Genomic DNA, 18,006 nt, shown 5'->3' on the forward strand with positions numbered 1-18,006 from the left:
GGCCGCTCGGGTCGCCCCCTCCCTCCTCTAGTCGCGCCGCGTCACCGAAACCGATCCGGTGTCCGTGTGATCGGCCGCTAGGGGCCGTGCGTGCGGAAGCTTGCTTCCGAGCACCATGTCTACCACGTCGCGGGCAATCTGCTGGGCGCTGAGACCGGCAGCCTCAAGAATCTCGGCCCGACTCGCGTGGTCGAGGAACTGGTCCGGAAGCCCCAGCTCGGTAACCGCCGTGTCCACGCCGGCGGCGCGAAGTTCCTGTCGAATCCGGGTTCCGATGCCCCCCACTCGCACTCCGTCCTCGATGGTCACCACGAGACGGTGACCGGCAGCGAGGTCAATCACGCTCTGCGCCACCGGTACAACCCAGCGTGGGTCAATGACCGTGGCACCGATTCCCTGCGCGGCCAGCCGCTCGGCAACGTCGAGCCCTGTCGCAGCCATCGGACCAACGGTAACGATCAGCACATCAGCCTGCGTCGATTCCTGCAAAACATCAACACCGTCGGCAAGGCGTCGGATCGGGTCAAACTCCACGCCAACGCTCCCCTTGGGGTAACGCAGCACGGTCGGGCCGTCATCAATCTGAACGGCCTCGCGCAGTTCTTCCCGCAGGCGCACGGAGTCGCGCGGTGCGGCGAGGCGAATGTTGGGAACAACCTGCAGAATCGCGAGGTCCCACATGCCGTGGTGGCTCGGTCCGTCGGGCCCCGTCACTCCCGCACGGTCAAGCACAAACGTGACACCCGCGTGGTGCAGGGCCACGTCCATCAGAACCTGGTCGAAGGCACGGTTGATAAACGTGGCATACAGAGCCACGACGGGATGCAGACCGCCAAAGGCCATGCCCGCAGCGGATGTGACGGCGTGCTGCTCAGCAATACCCACGTCGTGCACGCGGTCAGGAAAACGCTCCGCCATTTTGTGCAGGCCCGTGGGGCGCAGCATCGCTGCGGTGATTCCCACCAGGCGAGGATTCTTGGTGGCCAGCTCAAGTAGTTCATCCGCGAAAACGGACGTCCACGAGGCCGCTCCCGGGGCCGCGAGGGACTCACCAGTCTCGGGGTCGATCTGTCCCACCGCGTGGAACTGGTCGGCTTCATCCAGCACGGCAGGACTGTAGCCCTTGCCCTTCTGGGTGATGGCATGCACAATCACCGGCGCGCCGTAGTTTTTGGCCTGCGTCAGCGCTTCACGCATGGCCTCCACGTCGTGACCGTCGATCGGACCCAGGTATTTGATATCGAGGTTGGAGTACAGGGCCTCGTTATTGGCGACGCGACTGAGGAAGCCGCGCAACCCACCGCGCACGCCCCGGTACACGGCACGGCCGGGGGCACCGAGCTTGTCAAACATCTGCCGGCTCGTGATGTAGGCATCCCGATAGCTTGCCCGGGTGCGCACCGTGTTGAGGAACCGGGCCATGCCGCCAATGGTAGGAGCATACGAACGGCCGTTGTCGTTGACCACGATGATGAGCTTGCGCGTGTTGTCGTCACTGATGTTGTTGAGGGCCTCCCAGGTCATTCCCCCGGTCAAAGCTCCATCACCCACCACGGCCACCACGTGGCGGTCGGTCTGGCCTGACATCTCGAATGCACGGGAAATCCCGTCTGCCCAGGAGAGTGAGCTCGACGCGTGGGAGCTCTCCACGATGTCGTGCACCGATTCAGAGCGTTGGGGATACCCGGCGAGCCCACCGGAATCCCGAAGCCTGCTGAAGTCCTGGCGGCCCGTCAGGAGCTTGTGCACATAGGACTGGTGCCCCGTGTCGAAGACGATGGAATCCTTCGGGGAGTCAAAGACCCGGTGGATGGCGATGGTGAGCTCGACAACGCCCAGGTTGGGTCCCAGGTGCCCGCCGGTCTTGGACACCTCGCGCACGAGGAAGTCCCGAATTTCCGCGGCCAGCTGCACCAGCTGGTCCCGCGTGAGCCCGTCGAGGTCTCGGGGGCCGGAAATCGTCTCAAGCAGAGTCATCCGCTTCACCTTTCATTGACGTGAGGCTTCTCACGAAGTGCCGGGACCACAAAAAACACGCGGCACGTAGACCCAAGTTACCTGAGTCTACGCGCCGCGCGCGGGGTGATGATGAGGTGCTCTGTGGTGGCGTGTTAGGCAACCAGGGAGCGCAGGACGTACTGCAGAATTCCACCATTGCGGTAGTAGTCGGCCTCACCCGGCGTGTCAATGCGCACAACGGCATCGAACTCGATGGTGGCCTTGCCCACGGCCGAGAACTCGCTCGGCGCACAGGTGACATGCACGGTCTTCGGTGTGGCGCCATCATTCAGCGCCGTGATTCCGGAGATCGACACAATCTCGGTGCCGTCAAGGCCCAGAGACTCCGCATTCTGCCCGACCGGGTACTGCAGCGGCACAACGCCCATCCCGATGAGGTTTGAGCGGTGAATTCGCTCGAAGCTTTCCACGATGACGGCCTTGACGCCCAGCAGGCTGGTCCCCTTGGCTGCCCAGTCACGGCTGGAACCCGACCCGTACTCCTTGCCACCGAGGACAACGAGCGGGGTACCGGCGGCCTGGTAGTTCTGGCTGGCATCGTAGATGTCGGCCTTCGGGCCACCGTCAACGGTGAAGTCGCGCGTGAAGCCGCCCTCCACATTGTCGAGGAGCTGGTTGCGCAGACGAATGTTCGCGAAGGTTCCGCGAATCATCACCTCGTGGTTACCGCGGCGTGAACCGTAGGAGTTGTAGTCCCCACGTGCCACACCGTTGTCGGCAAGGTAACGTCCAGCGGGACCGTCCGCCTTGATCGACCCGGCAGGGCTGATGTGGTCGGTTGTGACCGAGTCGCCGAGCTTGGCGAGCACACGTGCACCACTGATATCGACGACCGGGCTGGTCTCGATGGTCATGCCGTCGAAGTACGGGGGCTTCCGCACATAGGTCGACTCGGCGTCCCAGGCGAAGATGTCTCCGGCGGGGGTCTCCAGCGCCTTCCAGCGGTCGTCGCCTTCGAAGACTCCGGCGTACTGCGTCACGAACATGTTCGAGTCAATGGACTCGTCGATGGTCTTCTGCACCTCGTCGGCGTCGGGCCAGATGTCCTTCAGGAAGACATCATGACCATCGGTGTCCTGACCGAGGGAATCCGTGTCGAAGTTGAAGTTCATCGTGCCGGCAAGAGCGTACGCGATCACGAGCGGCGGGCTCGCGAGGTAGTTCATCTTCACGTCGGGGTTGATGCGTCCCTCAAAGTTGCGGTTACCCGAGAGCACGGCGGTGACGGCGAGGTCGTTCTCCTGCACGGCCGAGGAGATTTCGTCCTCGAGCGGGCCGGAGTTACCGATGCAGGTCGTGCAGCCGTAACCCACGAGGTAGAAGCCGAGATCTTCGAGGTAACCGTTGAGGCCAGCCTTGGCGTAGTAATCGGTGACAACCTTGGAACCCGGAGCCAGGGTGGTCTTCACCCACGGCTTGCTCTTGAGACCCTTGAGGCTGGCGTTACGTGCCAGAAGCCCAGCCGCAAGCATCACGGACGGGTTCGACGTGTTGGTGCACGAGGTGATCGCGGCGATCGCCACCGAACCGTTGTCAATGGTGAACTCGCGACCGTCGGCCAGCGTCACGTCGGTCGGCTGCGGGTGCGACTTCGACGGGTGGCTGGTGTGACGATCCACACTGCTGTGGAAGGCCTTGGCATGGGCTGTTTCGGAGTCCTGCGGGGTGAAACCCAGCGGGTCGGAGGCCGGGAAAGTACCCTCTATTGCCGCATCCACGAGGGAGACGGGGGCATTGGCGTAGTTATCCAGGTCGCGTTCGAACTGGGTCTTGGCCTCGCTCAGAACAATGCGGTCCTGCGGGCGTTTCGGTCCGGCGATCGACGGGACAACCGTCGACAGGTCCAGTTCGAGGTACTCGCTGAAGACCGGCTCCTGATCGGGGTTGTGCCAGAGTCCCTGAAGCTTGGAGTAGGCCTCCACCAGAGCGACCTGCTCCTCGCTGCGTCCGGTGAGTCGCAGGTAGCCGAGCGTCACGTCGTCCACGGGGAACATGGCGGCAGTGGAGCCGAACTCGGGGCTCATATTTCCGATGGTGGCGCGGTTGGCGAGCGGTACCGATGCCACACCCGCACCGTAGAATTCGACAAACTTACCCACGACACCGTGAGCGCGCAGCATCTGCGTGATGGTGAGCACAACGTCGGTGGCGGTGACCCCGGCCGGAATAATGCCGGACAGCTTGAAGCCCACGACCTTCGGGATCAGCATGGAGACCGACTGGCCGAGCATCGCTGCTTCGGCTTCGATTCCGCCCACGCCCCAGCCCAGTACGCCCAGTCCGTTCACCATGGTGGTGTGCGAGTCCGTCCCGACACAGGTGTCAGGGTAGGCCTGGAGCACGCCGTCAACGGTGCGGGTCATGGTGACCCGGGCCAGGTACTCAATGTTCACCTGGTGCACGATTCCGGTTCCCGGGGGAACAACCTTGAAATCGTCGAAGGCGGTCTGACCCCAGCGCAGGAACTGGTAGCGCTCACCATTGCGCTCGTACTCGATTTCGACGTTCTTTTCGAAGGAATCGGGTGTTCCGAACAGGTCAGCAACGACGGAGTGGTCAATAACCATCTCGGTCGGTGCCAGGGGGTTGATCTTCTTGGCGTCCCCGCCCAGATCGACAAGTGCCTCCCGCATGGTGGCGAGGTCAACGATGCAGGGAACGCCGGTGAAGTCCTGCATCACCACGCGCGCCGGCGTGTACTGAATCTCGGTGTCGGGCTCGCTGGTGGGTACCCACTCGCCAAGGGCACGAATGTGCTCCTCGGTGATGTTGGCGCCATCCTCGGTGCGGAGAAGATTCTCCAGAAGCACCTTCAGGCTGTATGGCAGCTTCTCGTAGCCAGCGACCTTATCGACCCGAAAGACTTCATAGTCAGTCGAACCAACTCGTAGGGTGTCCTTTGCTCCAAAACTATTTACCGCAGACACGATGCCCTCTCCTTCGTGGGGAGCCGACGGGGTACCGGCGGCAATCCTCAATCCTTGTGGCCGGACACACCTTCGTGCCAGCAAGGTAAGCCTAACCAGCAGGTGCCGGAGCCAACCCGTTCCATCAAGAAAGTATCTTGACGTAGAGATAACTCTAGCAGGGTTTGCGGGTCACGCGGTGGGCGCAGGCTTGCGGTAAATCGAACGAACCATGAGCCACGACACAATCAGTAAGGGCGCATAGAGCGGAAGCCCCATCAGAAGTTTCGTCGTCGCGAGCAACTCCACGTTGTCGGCTAGGTAGAGCGGCAGCTGCACGGCCAGTCGCGCGAGGAATAGGCCGGTCCAGCACAGGGTCAGAATTGTCAAAACACGTCTTTTGGACGGATCGCTCCGCCACGCGATTCCATCGCCCATGAGAAAGCCCACGGCCAGCCCCACGAGCGGCCAGCCCACAAGAACGGAAATAAGCAGCGCAGCGCCGTACCCCGCGTTCGTGTAGAGGCCCACAAGAAAGAAGTCTGACGCTTTGCCGGAGAACAGGGCGAGCGCCACACTCAGCGCCGTCCCCACGAGACCACCGACAGCCGGTGTCGTCGTCTGCTTTGTTGCCACGCGCAGAACCACAAAGATCAGGCCCAGCACGAGCGGGGCAATGAGGGCGGGTAGCAGGGCCACGATCGGCTCGGCTGCGGCATCCGCCTCGGGGTCGATGGTGAGCGTGTAGGTCACGAGGAACACCAGGCCAGGCAGAATGGCCTCGAACAGACCACGGATGCCGCCCATTGCGGCCAAAAGAGCCTGACCGTTGATGGACTCCCCCTCCGCCGCCGAGCTGAAACCGGCACGGCGGGCGGCGGCTGCCATCCCCTCGGCCACAACCCCGGACACCGTCGGTTGGTCCGAAGAGGCGTCGCCGGCTGCGGCCCTCGCCGGATCGGAGTCGGGCTGGTCAGCGGGGTCGGTGGGGTCGGGGTGGTGTGTCACGGGAGGTCTCAGAGCTAAACGTTCGTGGGGGTCTGGGCACCGGACGGTGTCGCGGGCATGCGCAGGGGAATCAGATCGCGGGGAGGCATGGGACTCGAACCGCGCACCACCACGATGCTGCGAAACAGCTCTTCAACCTGGGCAGCAGCCTCCGGGTTGATGGCACCCTCGCCGGCAATGACGCCGCGCAGAAACCAACGCGGGCCGTCGACGCCAATAAAACGAGCGAGCCTGGTGCTTCCTAGGGCATTCGGTGCGGCCAGATCCGCGCCGGCGGCAACGGGAATCTCGGCCACGAGTTCTGGTCCGAACGGGCCTTCACGCCCGGTGGTCGTGCCGCCCTGCTTGCTAATCTGGTCGGCAATCTGGTCGCGAATCTCGTGCCAGAGACCGCTGGAGCGGGGAGCCGCAAAGGGCTGAACCTGAAGGGTGGAACCGGCAAAGTCCAGCCCAATCGCCACGACGCGCTTGCTACCCTCTTCAATTTCCAGACGCAGGTGCAGTCCCTCACGCGGAAGAATCTTGATCCCGCCCAGATCGACATACGGACGAACCGGGTTGGCCTCCGCCTCATCAAACGGACCCTCGGTCTCCCGATCGTCGGGTGCTGACTTGGCCTGGGTGTCCGGAAACTCGTCCGGGGTCGCGATGTCCGTCATCGAGATTCTCCTGTCTTAGGTGTGGTGAGGGCTGAGTCGGCCACGGTGACACCCGTGGAACCGAACCCGCTCTCGCCCCGCTGGCTGCCGGGCAGCCGATCAACGGGGATGAATGTGGCACGCGCCACTGGCATGATGATGAGCTGCGCGATCCGATCGCCGACGGCGATGGAGAACGCACGGGTCAGGTCGGTGTTGAGCAAAGCCACCTTGATTTCACCGCGGTACCCGGCATCAACGGTCCCGGGGGAATTCACGATCGTAATGCCGTGCTTTGACGCTAGGCCGCTGCGGGGCACCACGAAGGCCGCGAAGCCATCCGGCAGCGCGATGCTGACGCCGGTCGCAACGAGGTGGCGCTCACCCGGTGCCAGCGTGAGTGCCTCAGCCGAGTGCAGGTCGGCACCGGCATCACCGGCATGCGCATATTCGGGGAGAACGGACGCGGTAATCAGTACTTCGACGCTTTGTGTCACGTGTTGAGGGTAGTCCAGAACGTGATCGAATAGAGACATGCCTCACTACCGCGAAAAACTCTGGGCCTCTGCGTGGTCCTTCATCGTCACTGCTCTCGTGATCCCCGCGAGCATTCTCGTGCTTGCCCCGATCAACATGCAGGCGGGATACGTCACCGCTGCAGTTCTCTACGGCGGATGCGTCACTCTGCTCGTGATCGCATCGCCCGTTATTCGGGTGGAAAACGGACTCATCACTGCGGGGCCCGCGACGATATCAGTGGACCTGGTTGGAGAGGCCATGCCCTTCAGCGGCACCGAGGCGAGCCAGGAACGCGGTCCGCGCCTTGATGTTCGGTCATGGATGCTGATTCGCGGCTGGGTTGGACCCGTCGTGAAGATTCCGATCACTGACGAAACAGACCCAGCACCGTATTGGTTGGTGTCCAGTCGTCACCCAGAGAAGCTGGTCGCCGCGATCAATGAATCACGACGACCGGCTACGGATTTTTAGGAGTCGCACTCCAGGCAGACGGTGCCCAGCTTTGTCTCGTGACCGGCCTGCGAGCGGTGCTTCACGAGGAAGCACTCGACACAGGTGAATTCGTCGGCCTGCGCGGGCAGAACGACTACATCAAGGTCAAGGTCGGACAGATCTGCGCCGGGAAGGTCGAACCCACCCGGATTGTCGGAATCGTCATTGTCAACGCTTCCCGACATCTTGTCGGGCACGCGTTCTTTGAGGGCCTCGATCGAGTCTGAGTCGTCTTCGGTCTTCCGCGGTGCGTCGTAATCGGTTGCCATGCCCATCCATTTCAGTAACGCCGATAAACGAAATCAGCGGGCACAGTTTGCAACAATCCGGGGAAAATAGCAACTCGCCCGCAGTACTTCTCGGTCGGCACTGGCATCAACTTGCGGCACGCCCGGTGTATTCCCATTAAAAGACGTAAAGACATGCGATTCTTGCAGCTAACGGTATTCGCGAGAGGGCTTGCGCCATGCAGGAATTGAAAGTCATCGGGGTAGAGAACGGTGCGCTGCTCGCAGCGTCGGAAGATGGCGACCGATTTAGGATCGCCATCGACGAGGTTCTCCAGTCCAAGCTTCGTCAAACCCAGACGGAGACATCCACCGCACCCAAGCTGTCACCGCGCGAGGTGCAGGCGCACATTCGCTCCGGAATGTCGGCGGAAGACGTGGCGGCCGTGACCGGCGCCCCCCTCGACTATGTTCGTCGTTTCGAGGGCCCTGTGGTGGCCGAGCGCGAATACATGATCTCGTGCGCGCTGAGTGTGCCTGTTCACACGGCTATCGACCCTGACCCGGTGGGCGAGGACGCCAACTTTGGCGGCGTCATTCGCGAGCGTCTTGCGTCGCTGGGTGCCTCAAATGAGCGCTGGGCCAGCTGGAAAGAGCCCGGTGCCGGCTGGATCATCAAGCTGTCTTTCACGGCAGATGAAATTGATCACGATGCGCGCTGGGGTTTTGAACCCAAAAAGAACGCCCTCTCCCCCGTGGGCAACGAGGCCATTGCCCTGTCACAACAGGGTGAACTCAAAGGATCCCTCATTCCGCGCTTGCGAGCGGTTGGGGCGGACACCAGCAACTCCGATGTGTCTCGTTTTGACAGCGGCGCATTCACCTTTAAAGAGTCTCTGGCCGACGAAATCCTCAATGACACCGCTCCCGTTGAGCCCATTCCGTATTCTCGGAGCGCCAGCAGCTCCGATGCCGTCTCGCGCGCCGCCATCAAGCGCGCCGTGGAGCCGTCAGTGAGCATGAGCGAAACCGCAGATCTTCTGGACTCTCTGCGCCGCCGCCGCGGCGAGCGCGAAGCCGCATCATTTGCCGATAGCGGCTCCCCGCAGCCGTCGGTTGCGGACGTCACCCCGGCGTCGAACCTGACGCCGCCGGTGAACGGCAGCACGCCCGCGAATGGCAGCACGTCGGCAAGCGGACGTCGGCGTAGCGAGTTTCTCGCCGACGGGGTCCCGGACCAGCCCAGGGACGCTCCTTCCGAGGCGCAAACCACCGACGTAACGCCCACCGCGGCACCGAACGTGTGGGCCACACAGGCCGCCAGAGCCCAAAACCGCACAACCGGTAATCACGGTAAGCGTGGCCGGGCTTCCATGCCCAGCTGGGACGAAATTGTCTTCGGTGCTCGCACGGACGACGATCTGGCCTAATAAATATCTGGTCCGCCCTAGTCACACCGCACGCCTCGAGTTATAGTTGTTTTCGAATACTTGTTCGATTACGTGTGAATCTAGGTGGTAACTCATGCCGGCATCCGTCGGAAATGAATCGGTCGTGGTGTGGCTGGGTACATCGGGATCGCCCGAGCGCTTAATGTGGCGGTCTCGGCGTTTTCGGGTGACCGATACGCCAACCGCGCTGGTGGGAACCGCGGAGTGGTGGAGACCCTTCGAGCCCTTCGGTTACGGGATTGGGCATGTGCCTCTCGACATCGCTGGCTGGCGCTTTCAGGCCACGGCCGAGGACGGCGAGACGCATGTTTTTGACGTGAAGCCGGACACCGATCCCAAATCTGACTCCGAGCCGCGTTGGCAGCTGCTACGCATCTTCGACTGAGCAGGGCACGCAGCTTCGCTGACGCTGCCATTCCTGCACCGCGCTCGGGTTACCCTACATAGGTGCGAATTACGGCTGGTCTACGAACACCCCGACGGTTACCTGTTCTGCAGGTCGTCAAAACGTCCGTGGCGGTTGCGCTCGCGTGGGTGATTTCACAACTTCTGCTCCCCAACGAGTTGCCTATCTTTGCCGCAATAGCTGCCATTTTTGTGGTGCAGCCCAGCGTTAACCAATCGGTCGGCAAGGCCATTGAGCGTAGCCTGGGGGTCATCGGCGGCGTGGTCATCGCGTACGTCATTGGCCTGATCTTTGGGTCATCCACGTGGATCGTTCTCCTCACGATCGTGCTGTGCATTCTTCTCGCTTGGGCCCTGCGACTCTCCCCTGGATCGGCTAACCAGATTCCAATCAGCGCCATGCTCGTACTCTCGATCGGCTCGACCACAGCCGAATACTCGATTGACCGAATCTTGGAAACCATCATCGGTGCGTCAATCGCGCTCATCATCAACATTCTCGTCGTACCGCCGGTACTGCTCACGCCGGCCCACGATGCCGTCATCCGGCTCGGACGGGAGGTGGCCGACACCCTGGATCGCGCCGCCGATGCTCTTCGCGAACCCCAGACCAACTTTCAGCTCGAAGAACTCCTGCTCAAGGCGCGCCTGCTGCGCCCAATGCTGGCGTCAGCGGAGCGCGCAATCACCGGGGCCCAGGAGAGCCTCACGCTCAATCCTCGGGGCGCCAAGCACCGGACCAGTCTGCAAGCCGACATCGATCTGTACGAGCGGCTGAAGGCACTGGTCACGCGGGCTCTGGGCATGACACGGGCCGTTCGTGACCACTACGACGACTCCCTCCACCTGGAACCCACGGTGCATGCATTCTCCACCGAGTTGGACCGAGCCGCCCACGATCTTCGGCTCCTCCTGCAGCGACCTGATGACCACGCCACAGAAATTGCGCGCGAGGAGGAACCACTGTTGACATCCCCCCTCATCATTGCCACACCACACCCGGAGCATTGGATTCTCATTGGCTCTCTAATGGAGGATCTTCGGCGCGTGCGCGAGGAAATTGTGAGCGATCTTCCCTAGGCCCAGCTGTCACCGACACCCCCTTAATAGGTGACAAATGAGGAATGGTCGATATGATATATTGAATAATTCTTGGGGAAGACATGGTGTCGGATGCTGTGGAATTGAGCAGCACATCGGTGGATCTACGCGTCGCGCAGAAGAGGTTCCACAGCAGCGTTGGGGAAGGATCGGCATGGGCTCCGCAGACGCGACAGGTGCAGTCACAGGTGACACCGCTCGTGTCGGTGCAGAGAGTGGGGTCAGTGAGTAGACCCTCAACGAGGCACAGGCTCTTGCTGCCATCATCAACTCGTCTCAGGACGCGGTGATCGCCAAGGATTTGCACGGCCTCATCACATCCTGGAATGATGGCGCCACTCACGTGTACGGCTATCAGCGCTCGGAGATGGTGGGCCACAGCTTCGAGAGGTTGGTTCCACCCGATGCGCTGGTGGAGGAGCGAGCCCGCCACGCACGGGTCGCCGGGGGCCGGGCCGAAAGCGGCTTCCACGCCATGCGGTATCGGCGCGACGGGCAATTTCTGGAAGTGGTCATGTCCATGTCGCCCATCGTTGACAAAAGCGGTGTCATCACCGGCGTGGCGTCCATCTCACGCCCGGCGAGCATGACCGAACGGGACAATCTTCGCTTCGAGACCCTGCTCGAGGCCGCCCGGGATGCGATTGTCTGCGTCGATGCGCGCGGACTTATTATTACGGCCAACGCTCAGGTCACGGCCCTGTTCGGATACGAACGTCACGAGTTGCTGGGTTCCCCGGTGGAGATTCTGCTCCCCGAGAGTTCACGTCACCGACACACCGGCTTGCGCGCAACGTACATGCACGAGGCAACGGCCAGACCCATGGGACTAGGGCAGTCCCTGTTCGGTCACCGCCGAAACGGCTCTCTGTTCCCGATCTCCACCAGCATGGCTCCCACCGGGTCTGGGCCCGAAGCCATGGTGATCGTTTTGGTACGCGACCTGACAGCTCAGCGTGAGCTGGAACGAGAATCGGCAGAGCACGAGACAGAACTGCGGCAGCTGGCCGAAAGCGTCGACATTGGGTTCATCCTGTACCAGTTACAGCCGCCGACCTGTCTGTATGTCAGTCCTGCCGTGCGCAGTATTCTGGGCGTCGATTCCGAGGATCCCGTGACGGGCTGGGCACCTTGGCAGGAAGATTCACGCGACCTACCCGAGGTCGAGCAGGAGTTTCGACGAACAATGCTTTCCGGTCTCCCGGCGGAGTCTGAACACCGGATCGTGACCGAAGACGGGCAAGCACGCTGGGTACGCTGGGTCGCTCGGCCCGTTCCCAGCCTCAACGGGCCAACCGAGCGAAGCGTGGTGACCGTAGAGAACACCACTGTGCGAATGGAGGTCGCAGAAGCCCTGCAGGCCGCGGAGGCCGCTGCGCGCACCGCCAACGAGGCAAAGAACCAATTCTTGTCCCGGGTGAGCCATGAGTTGCGTACCCCGTTGAATGCCGTTCTGGGATTCAGCCAGCTCCTGCGGATGCAACTGGACGACACCGATTACGCCGAATCGATCGACCATATTCAACAGGGTGGCCGGCATCTGCTGAACCTGATCAACGATGTGCTGGACATCTCACGAATCGAGGCGGGAAATACCTCGATCAGCTGGGAGCCGGTACCCGTGACCAGCGTCATGAACGAGGCACGGGCTCTGATGGAGCCACTAGCCCAGTCGGCGGGGATCACCCTCATCGGGTTGCCGGGAAGAGATGAGGGCTGGGTTCTCGCCGATAAGCAACGACTCCGTCAGGTACTGCTCAACCTGTTGTCAAATGCGGTGAAATACAACCGGGTGGGGGGAACAGTCTGGGTTGAGCATCTGCTGAACGAGTCCGATGTGGCCATTATGGTTCGCGATAACGGCCCCGCAATTGCTCCGGAATTGCAGAGCAGGTTGTTCACTCCCTTCGACCGGCTCGGAGCGGAGAGCCGAGGCATCGAGGGGACCGGGATCGGGCTGGCACTCACCCGGGCACTGGTTGAGCTCATGGGCGGCTCGCTGGGCGTGGATTCTGTTCCCGGGCGGGGCTCGCTCTTCACCGTGACGCTGCCTCGAACCGAGGAGCCGAACCTCAACATCAGTGACGAGCGCCTCGTCAGCCTGATGGAGAGGGATGTCGAGGTGCCGCTGGGTTCGTGCACCCTGCTCTACATCGAAGACAACGAATCCAACGTGCACCTGGTTGAGCAGGTGCTCAAGCTGCGGCCCGCCTGGCGGCTCCTCACGGCCGGGAACGGCCAACTCGGTATCGACCTGGCGCGCCTGCACCAGCCCAATTTGGTGCTTCTCGATCTGCATTTGCCCGATATCTCCGGCGCAGACGTGCTCCGTAACCTCACCACCACGCCAGACACTGCGGAACTACCGGTGGTGATCCTGACCGCCGACATCTCGGCGATCACATCCCGGCAGCTCCTGGCCGGCGGCGCTGAACAGTGCATGACCAAGCCGCTCGACGTGGAAGAAGTGCTGGCACTTCTCGACCAGACGTCTGCACCCAGGAAGGGACCCGCATGAAACGGCAGCTCGCACAATTTTCAGGAATGAGTGTGCTGGTGGTCGATGACAACCCAGCCAATGTGGCCTTTCTCCACCAGCTCCTGCTGCTTCAGGGTCTGAGCCGAGTGCACACCGAAACCGACCCGCGCGCCGTCCCACGACTTCTCACCGAACATAACCCCGACCTCGTGCTGCTCGACCTACGCATGCCCCATGTCGACGGCTTCGAAGTCCTGGCCCAGATTCAGAAGTTTGCGGCGGGAGACTTTTTGCCGGTCATGGTTCTCACCGCAGATGCGACGACAGCCGCCCGCGATCAGGCTCTGGCCCAGGGCGCGCAGGACTTTCTGACCAAGCCAATCGACGCCACCGAGGCTATCCTCCGGATTGCAAATCTCCTCCGCACGCGGGAGCTCTACTCAACCCTGCGGCACCTCAAGGTTCTTCCACAACACGAGATCGCAGACGACCGCACAGAAGTACTCACCCGCATTCAGGATGTCCTGCAGAATAAGACCCTGACCCCCGTCTTTCAACCGATCCAGGATTTGACGACCGGAGCCACCGTGGGGCACGAGGGCCTGTCACGCTTCCCTGATTCCACTCTTCGGGCTCCGGACCGGTGGTTCACGGAAGCCTTCAGCGTGGGGCTCGGAGTTGACCTGGAGTGGATGGCCATCACCACCATGCTGAGCTACCTCCACTCCGCACCCCCCGACCAGTTTCTCTCCCTCAATATGTCCCCTGCCACGATGATGCACCTCATGGACCAGGAGCCTTGTTCGCCAGACCTGTGGCCTCGGATTGTCATCGAGCTCACCGAGCGTGTTCCCGTGGAAGACTACTTCGCGCTGCACCGCGCACTGGCCCCCATGCGTTCACGCGGTACCCGGCTATCGGCTGATGATCTTGGCGCCGGGTACGCCGGATTCCGGCATTTGCTCCTGCTCCAGCCCGACGTGATCAAACTCGACATTTCCCTGATCGCCGGGATCAACCGCAGCCATGAACAGCAGGCTCTCACCCGCGCCCTTCTCGCCTTCGCGAGCGAAGTGGGTGCCCAGGTGATCGCCGAAGGCATTGAAGAGCCCGAGGAACTGAAAACGCTTCAAGACCTCGGCGTGCCCTGGGGTCAGGGCTATCTGCTCGGCCGACCCGCCCCACTGCACCTTTCCCTTATCTAGAGCACCTTCGAGAGAAAGTCCTGAGTGCGCGCGTGCTGGGGGGCGCCGAAAATCTGCTCGGGAGTTCCCTCCTCCACAATGACACCGTCAGCCATGAAGATCACCCGATCAGCTACCTCCCGGGCGAAGCCCATCTCGTGGGTGACGACAACCATCGTCATCCCCTCCGTGGCAAGATCGCGAATGACCTGCAGCACCTCGCCCACCATTTCGGGGTCGAGGGCGCTCGTGGCCTCGTCGAAGAGCATGATGTCGGGATTCACCGCGAGCGAACGCGCGATGGCAACGCGCTGCTTCTGTCCGCCAGAGAGCTGACCCGGGCGTGCCTCAGCCTTGTCGGTGAGGCCCACGCGTTCGAGCAGCTTCTCAGCCGTTATGCGGGCTTCCGCACGCGTCGACTTCTTCAGCTCCACCGGAGCCAGCATGATGTTCTGCAGAACGGTCATGTGCGGAAACAGATTGAAGTGCTGAAAAACCATGCCGATGTGCTGGCGAACCTCGTTCAGATTCACCGTCGTGTCCGTGAGGTCAAACCCATCAACGACAACGGTTCCCGCCGTGATCTCGTCGAGTTTGTTCAGGCAGCGCAAGAATGTGGATTTTCCCGAACCGGAGGGACCGATCACGCAGACAACCTCACCCTCGGCAATCTCCACGTCAAGGCCCTTGAGCACCTCGTTGGAACCGAAGGATTTGCGGAGCCCGCGGACACTGATTTTGCTGGCGTTGCTCATTTGTTGAACCTCTTGTCGAGCTTGTTGGAAAGAGTGGTGAGCAGGGTAATGACCACGAAGTACAGCGCCGCCACAATGAGCAGCGTCTCGCCGGTACGGAAGTTGGCAGCATAGATCTGCTGTCCCTGATAGGTGAGTTCTGCAAAGCCAATGACGGCTAAGAGCGAGGTATCTTTCAGGGTCATCACGAACTGGTTGATGAACGAAGGTGTCATGATCTTCACGGCCTGGGGCAGCACAACGCGGCGCATCGTGGTGATGTAGCCAAGCCCGAGGCTACGCCCGGCTTCGGTCTGTCCTGGGTCTACCGACTGAATTCCACCGCGTACGATCTCCGTCATGTAGGCACCGGCGTTGAGGCTCAGCGTGAGCACACCCGCGGTGAGCACATCAATGGACTGCCCGGTGAGCTGCGGCAGTCCGAAGTAGAAGAAGAATGCCTGAACGAGGAGCGGCGTGCCCCGGAAGATGCTGACGTAGGTGGTGGCGATTGCCCGCAGAACAATAAACGGCGACACCTTGAAGAATCCGAACATGACGCCCAGCACCAGAGCAATGAGAATCGACAGCCCGGTGGCGAGCAGGGTCAGCCCGAGGCCCTTCAGGAGCGCCGGCATGCTGTCAGCGAGGAGCCCAAAGAAACCCGTGTCTGTGGCCGCTGCGGGATCCTCGAGGTAACGATCGAGGATGGCCTGATAGTCACCGTTCGAGTTCAACTCGGCGAGCCCCGTGTTGAAGGCTGCGAGAAGCTCAGGGTTTTGGCCCTTGTTGACGGCGAAGCCGTAGGAACTTCCCTGTTCCTTTTCGGTGACCGACTTCAGACCATTGTTCTGGTTGATTCCGTATGCCAGCACGGGGTAGTCATCAAACACGGCCACCGAGTTACCGGCTTTGACATCGTCGTACATGGTGGCGGAGTCGGCGAGGGCCTTGACCGTAAAACCGTACTCGTCCTTGATGGAGTTGGCGAAGGTCTCGCCCTCGCTGCCACGCTTGGCCACGACGGTCTCACCGCGCAGGTCTTCGTACCCGCTGATGGCAGCGTCGCCCTCGGCCACAGCCATCTGCACGCCGGAGTCGAAGTAGGGGTCGGAGAAATCAAAGATCTGCTTGCGCTCGTCCGTGATCGACATGCCGGCAATCACACCGGCCACCTGATTGGATTGCAGCGCCTGCAGCGCGGCGTCAAATCCCAGGGACTGGATCTCAACGGTGAAGCCCTGGTCCTCGGCCACGGCACGGATCAGATCCATGTCGATACCCACGAGGTCGCCATCCTGGCGGTATTCAAAGGGGGCAAACGTGGTGTCGGTGGCAATTACATACGTTTCGCCGGTAACGGCGCTGCGGGGTGCTGCCTGGGTGTTGGCCGCTGCGGCACCGACGCCGGCAACCCCACCGAGGAGGCCAACGAGGGCGGTAACCGCGGCGGCGAATATGCCCGCCCTGGACCTGAATTTATTGCGCAAAACTGTCAACCCGTTCTGTCATGCGGCACGTGCCGCGCTGTCTTCGGGCTTTCAGAACCCCGAAAAGCCTACCCCGGGCTAGCCTTCGGCCAGATTTCAGCGGATGCGACGACGGAGCAGTCGGTGCACGCACGCAGACGAGCAGCGATATATCAGGCGGCATCACTACGCTGAGAGGATGAATGACATGCGTGAGCGCCGGCAGTCTGGGGCCGTCATAGCGGGGCTGGTGGGCTTGATTGTTATCGTCGGTTATGCTGCCGTCGGCATCCTGCAGATCCTGGTCTGGAACCCTCTGGCAGCCGTTCCGGGCGCCACTCTCGAGCAGATCTACGCACAACTGGATCTCGCCAACGAGTCACTCGCCACCAGCTGGGTGGTCACCTGGGGTGTGATTGGAGTCGTTCTGGCCGGGGCCGTGCTTCTCGTCAGCGCGGTGGGTCGAACGCGCCCGGTCAGCTTCGTCGTGGCGGCGGACCTCCTACTTCTCGTGTTGGCCGCTCCAGCGCATCTGTTTGTGGCATTCGGACCCGGCATGTCTCTTGCCGACACGTTCATGATTTCTGGTGGGGATCACGCCCCGTGGGGCGTTGCGCTCTACCTTGTCAGCGCTTTGGCCCTCACTGCCCTCGTTATTCGTGTGGTTCTCGCGAAATATGACCGTCGGGCGCTGGTGCACTGAACGGGCGCTCTCGTGTGGCGAATCCCGTGCACACGAAAAAAAGGGGCCCCGCCGAAGCGGGACCCCTCTCAGACAGAAGCGTGATTACACGTTGAGCGCGGCCTGAAGCTCAAGGGTGATCTTGACCTTGTCGCCGAGCAGCACGCCGCCGGTTTCGAGGGCAGCGTTGTAGGTGAGGCCGAAGTCTTCGCGGTTCACCTCGGTGGTTGCCGTGGCGCCGAACTTGTAGTTGCCGTAGGGGTCTCCACCGAAGCCACCGAACTCGAATTCGAAGGTGACGGGCTTGCTGACGCCCTTGATGGTGAGGTTGCCGTCGATGAGGTAGTCGCCCTTGACCTCACGCATGCCGGTCGAGGCGAAGTCGATCGTGGGGTATGTTTCGGCATCAAAGAAGTCACCGGTGCGCAGGTGGCCGTCGCGAGCGGCCTCGTTGGTGTTGATGGAGACAACCTTGGCGGTGGCCGTTACGGCGCTGTCAAGGGGGTTCTCGCCGGTGACGAAGGTGGCGTCGAAGTCGTCAAACGTGCCCTTCACCTTGCTGATCATGATGTGACGAATGCTGAATGTGACGGCACTGTGTGACTTGTCAATGGTCCAGGTGCCGGCCTTGTAGCCGGGAATGGATGAAATCGTGGTGTCGCTCATGCGGTCTCCTTAGATTGCGGGCGCAT

At 61.8% G+C, this 18,006-nt stretch carries 16 protein-coding genes and 1 pseudogene; 8 read left to right on the plus strand and 9 right to left on the minus strand.

The window, feature by feature from the left end:
- Positions 1-27 precede the first annotated feature (27 nt).
- The 5 genes from dxs to dut all read right to left on the minus strand — a co-directional run bounded on the left by dxs (position 28) and on the right by dut (position 7,068).
- Positions 28-1,977 carry a 1-deoxy-D-xylulose-5-phosphate synthase gene (gene dxs, locus H4V99_RS10340; RefSeq protein ID WP_280677995.1) on the minus strand — a complete coding sequence of 650 codons (1,950 nt, stop codon included), beginning with the start codon at positions 1,975-1,977 and terminating at the stop codon, positions 28-30.
- A 134-nt stretch (positions 1,978-2,111) separates the two neighbouring features.
- Positions 2,112-4,946, minus strand: coding sequence for an aconitate hydratase (locus tag H4V99_RS10345; RefSeq protein WP_280677997.1), 2,835 nt, complete (start codon positions 4,944-4,946; stop codon positions 2,112-2,114).
- A 171-nt stretch (positions 4,947-5,117) separates the two neighbouring features.
- The gene (locus tag H4V99_RS10350; protein ID WP_280677999.1) at positions 5,118-5,933 is read right to left on the minus strand and encodes a DUF3159 domain-containing protein; all 816 of its coding nucleotides are present in this window, start codon (positions 5,931-5,933) and stop codon (positions 5,118-5,120) included.
- A 14-nt stretch (positions 5,934-5,947) separates the two neighbouring features.
- The gene (locus tag H4V99_RS10355; protein ID WP_280678001.1) at positions 5,948-6,592 is read right to left on the minus strand and encodes a DUF3710 domain-containing protein; all 645 of its coding nucleotides are present in this window, start codon (positions 6,590-6,592) and stop codon (positions 5,948-5,950) included.
- Complete coding sequence (gene dut / locus H4V99_RS10360; protein WP_280678003.1) at positions 6,589-7,068, minus strand: dUTP diphosphatase; 480 nt, start codon at positions 7,066-7,068, stop codon at positions 6,589-6,591. The genes H4V99_RS10355 and dut overlap by 4 nt, the downstream gene beginning before the upstream one ends.
- Positions 7,069-7,105: 37 nt before the next feature.
- On the opposite strand from dut, the gene H4V99_RS10365 reads away from it, so the two are divergent.
- Positions 7,106-7,561: a DUF3093 domain-containing protein gene (locus H4V99_RS10365; RefSeq protein WP_280678004.1), complete on the plus strand. Its 456-nt coding sequence runs from the start codon at positions 7,106-7,108 to the stop codon at positions 7,559-7,561.
- Here H4V99_RS10365 and H4V99_RS10370 read toward each other — a convergent pair.
- On the minus strand, positions 7,558-7,851 hold the full coding sequence (locus tag H4V99_RS10370) for a DUF4193 domain-containing protein (protein WP_280678006.1): 294 nt from the start codon (positions 7,849-7,851) through the stop codon (positions 7,558-7,560). The genes H4V99_RS10365 and H4V99_RS10370 overlap by 4 nt on opposite strands.
- A gap of 197 nt (positions 7,852-8,048) precedes the next feature.
- Here H4V99_RS10370 and sepH point away from each other — a divergent pair, with 197 nt between their 5' ends.
- The 6 genes and pseudogenes from sepH to H4V99_RS10400 all read left to right on the plus strand — a co-directional run bounded on the left by sepH (position 8,049) and on the right by H4V99_RS10400 (position 14,450).
- Positions 8,049-9,239 (plus strand): septation protein SepH, encoded by a 1,191-nt coding sequence (gene sepH, locus H4V99_RS10375; protein ID WP_280678007.1) that lies wholly within the window; start codon positions 8,049-8,051, stop codon positions 9,237-9,239.
- A gap of 94 nt (positions 9,240-9,333) precedes the next feature.
- The gene (locus tag H4V99_RS10380; RefSeq protein WP_280678008.1) at positions 9,334-9,645 is read left to right on the plus strand and encodes a DUF6504 family protein; all 312 of its coding nucleotides are present in this window, start codon (positions 9,334-9,336) and stop codon (positions 9,643-9,645) included.
- Between the two features lie 62 nt (positions 9,646-9,707).
- The gene (locus tag H4V99_RS10385; RefSeq protein WP_280678009.1) at positions 9,708-10,745 is read left to right on the plus strand and encodes an aromatic acid exporter family protein; all 1,038 of its coding nucleotides are present in this window, start codon (positions 9,708-9,710) and stop codon (positions 10,743-10,745) included.
- A gap of 280 nt (positions 10,746-11,025) precedes the next feature.
- Positions 11,026-11,343, plus strand: a pseudogene (locus H4V99_RS16550) (PAS domain-containing protein); the annotation flags it as partial.
- 9 nt (positions 11,344-11,352) lie between these two features.
- Positions 11,353-13,284, plus strand: coding sequence for an ATP-binding protein (locus H4V99_RS10390; RefSeq protein ID WP_348522378.1), 1,932 nt, complete (start codon positions 11,353-11,355; stop codon positions 13,282-13,284).
- A 26-nt stretch (positions 13,285-13,310) separates the two neighbouring features.
- Positions 13,311-14,450, plus strand: a complete 1,140-nt coding sequence (locus tag H4V99_RS10400) for an EAL domain-containing response regulator (protein ID WP_280678010.1) — start codon at positions 13,311-13,313, stop codon at positions 14,448-14,450.
- Here the strand turns inward: H4V99_RS10400 and H4V99_RS10405 are convergent.
- Both H4V99_RS10405 and H4V99_RS10410 read right to left on the minus strand, forming a co-directional pair.
- On the minus strand, positions 14,447-15,184 hold the full coding sequence (locus H4V99_RS10405) for an amino acid ABC transporter ATP-binding protein (protein ID WP_280678012.1): 738 nt from the start codon (positions 15,182-15,184) through the stop codon (positions 14,447-14,449). The two genes, H4V99_RS10400 and H4V99_RS10405, sit on opposite strands and share 4 nt — an antisense overlap.
- Entirely contained in the window at positions 15,181-16,653 is a 1,473-nt protein-coding gene (locus H4V99_RS10410) for an amino acid ABC transporter substrate-binding protein/permease (RefSeq protein WP_280678013.1), read from the minus strand. Before H4V99_RS10410 ends, H4V99_RS10405 begins: the two co-directional genes overlap by 4 nt.
- Positions 16,654-16,831: 178 nt before the next feature.
- Here H4V99_RS10410 and H4V99_RS10415 point away from each other — a divergent pair, with 178 nt between their 5' ends.
- Complete coding sequence (locus H4V99_RS10415) at positions 16,832-17,335, plus strand: hypothetical protein (protein ID WP_280678015.1); 504 nt, start codon at positions 16,832-16,834, stop codon at positions 17,333-17,335.
- An 84-nt stretch (positions 17,336-17,419) separates the two neighbouring features.
- On the opposite strand, the gene H4V99_RS10420 is transcribed toward H4V99_RS10415, so the two are convergent.
- Positions 17,420-17,980 carry a YceI family protein gene (locus tag H4V99_RS10420; protein ID WP_280678017.1) on the minus strand — a complete coding sequence of 187 codons (561 nt, stop codon included), beginning with the start codon at positions 17,978-17,980 and terminating at the stop codon, positions 17,420-17,422.
- Positions 17,981-18,006: the final 26 nt, after the last annotated feature.

It is taken from the genome of Cryobacterium sp. CG_9.6 (assembly GCF_029893365.1).
In the GTDB taxonomy this organism is placed as follows: domain Bacteria; phylum Actinomycetota; class Actinomycetes; order Actinomycetales; family Microbacteriaceae; genus Cryobacterium.

Excerpts from the sequence above, each read along its gene's own strand:
- dxs (WP_280677995.1), bottom strand. The coding sequence starts at position 1,977 with ATGACTCTGCTTGAGACGATTTCCGGCCCCCGAGACCTCGACGGGCTC.
- H4V99_RS10400 (WP_280678010.1), top strand. The coding sequence starts at position 13,311 with ATGAGTGTGCTGGTGGTCGATGACAACCCAGCCAATGTGGCCTTTCTC.
- H4V99_RS10405 (WP_280678012.1), bottom strand. The coding sequence starts at position 15,184 with ATGAGCAACGCCAGCAAAATCAGTGTCCGCGGGCTCCGCAAATCCTTC.
- H4V99_RS10380 (WP_280678008.1), top strand. The coding sequence starts at position 9,334 with ATGCCGGCATCCGTCGGAAATGAATCGGTCGTGGTGTGGCTGGGTACA.
- sepH (WP_280678007.1), top strand. The coding sequence starts at position 8,049 with ATGCAGGAATTGAAAGTCATCGGGGTAGAGAACGGTGCGCTGCTCGCA.
- H4V99_RS10370 (WP_280678006.1), bottom strand. The coding sequence starts at position 7,851 with ATGGCAACCGATTACGACGCACCGCGGAAGACCGAAGACGACTCAGAC.
- H4V99_RS10415 (WP_280678015.1), top strand. The coding sequence starts at position 16,832 with ATGAATGACATGCGTGAGCGCCGGCAGTCTGGGGCCGTCATAGCGGGG.
- H4V99_RS10355 (WP_280678001.1), bottom strand. The coding sequence starts at position 6,592 with ATGACGGACATCGCGACCCCGGACGAGTTTCCGGACACCCAGGCCAAG.
- H4V99_RS10365 (WP_280678004.1), top strand. The coding sequence starts at position 7,106 with ATGCCTCACTACCGCGAAAAACTCTGGGCCTCTGCGTGGTCCTTCATC.
- H4V99_RS10420 (WP_280678017.1), bottom strand. The coding sequence starts at position 17,980 with ATGAGCGACACCACGATTTCATCCATTCCCGGCTACAAGGCCGGCACC.
- H4V99_RS10390 (WP_348522378.1), top strand. The coding sequence starts at position 11,353 with ATGACCGAACGGGACAATCTTCGCTTCGAGACCCTGCTCGAGGCCGCC.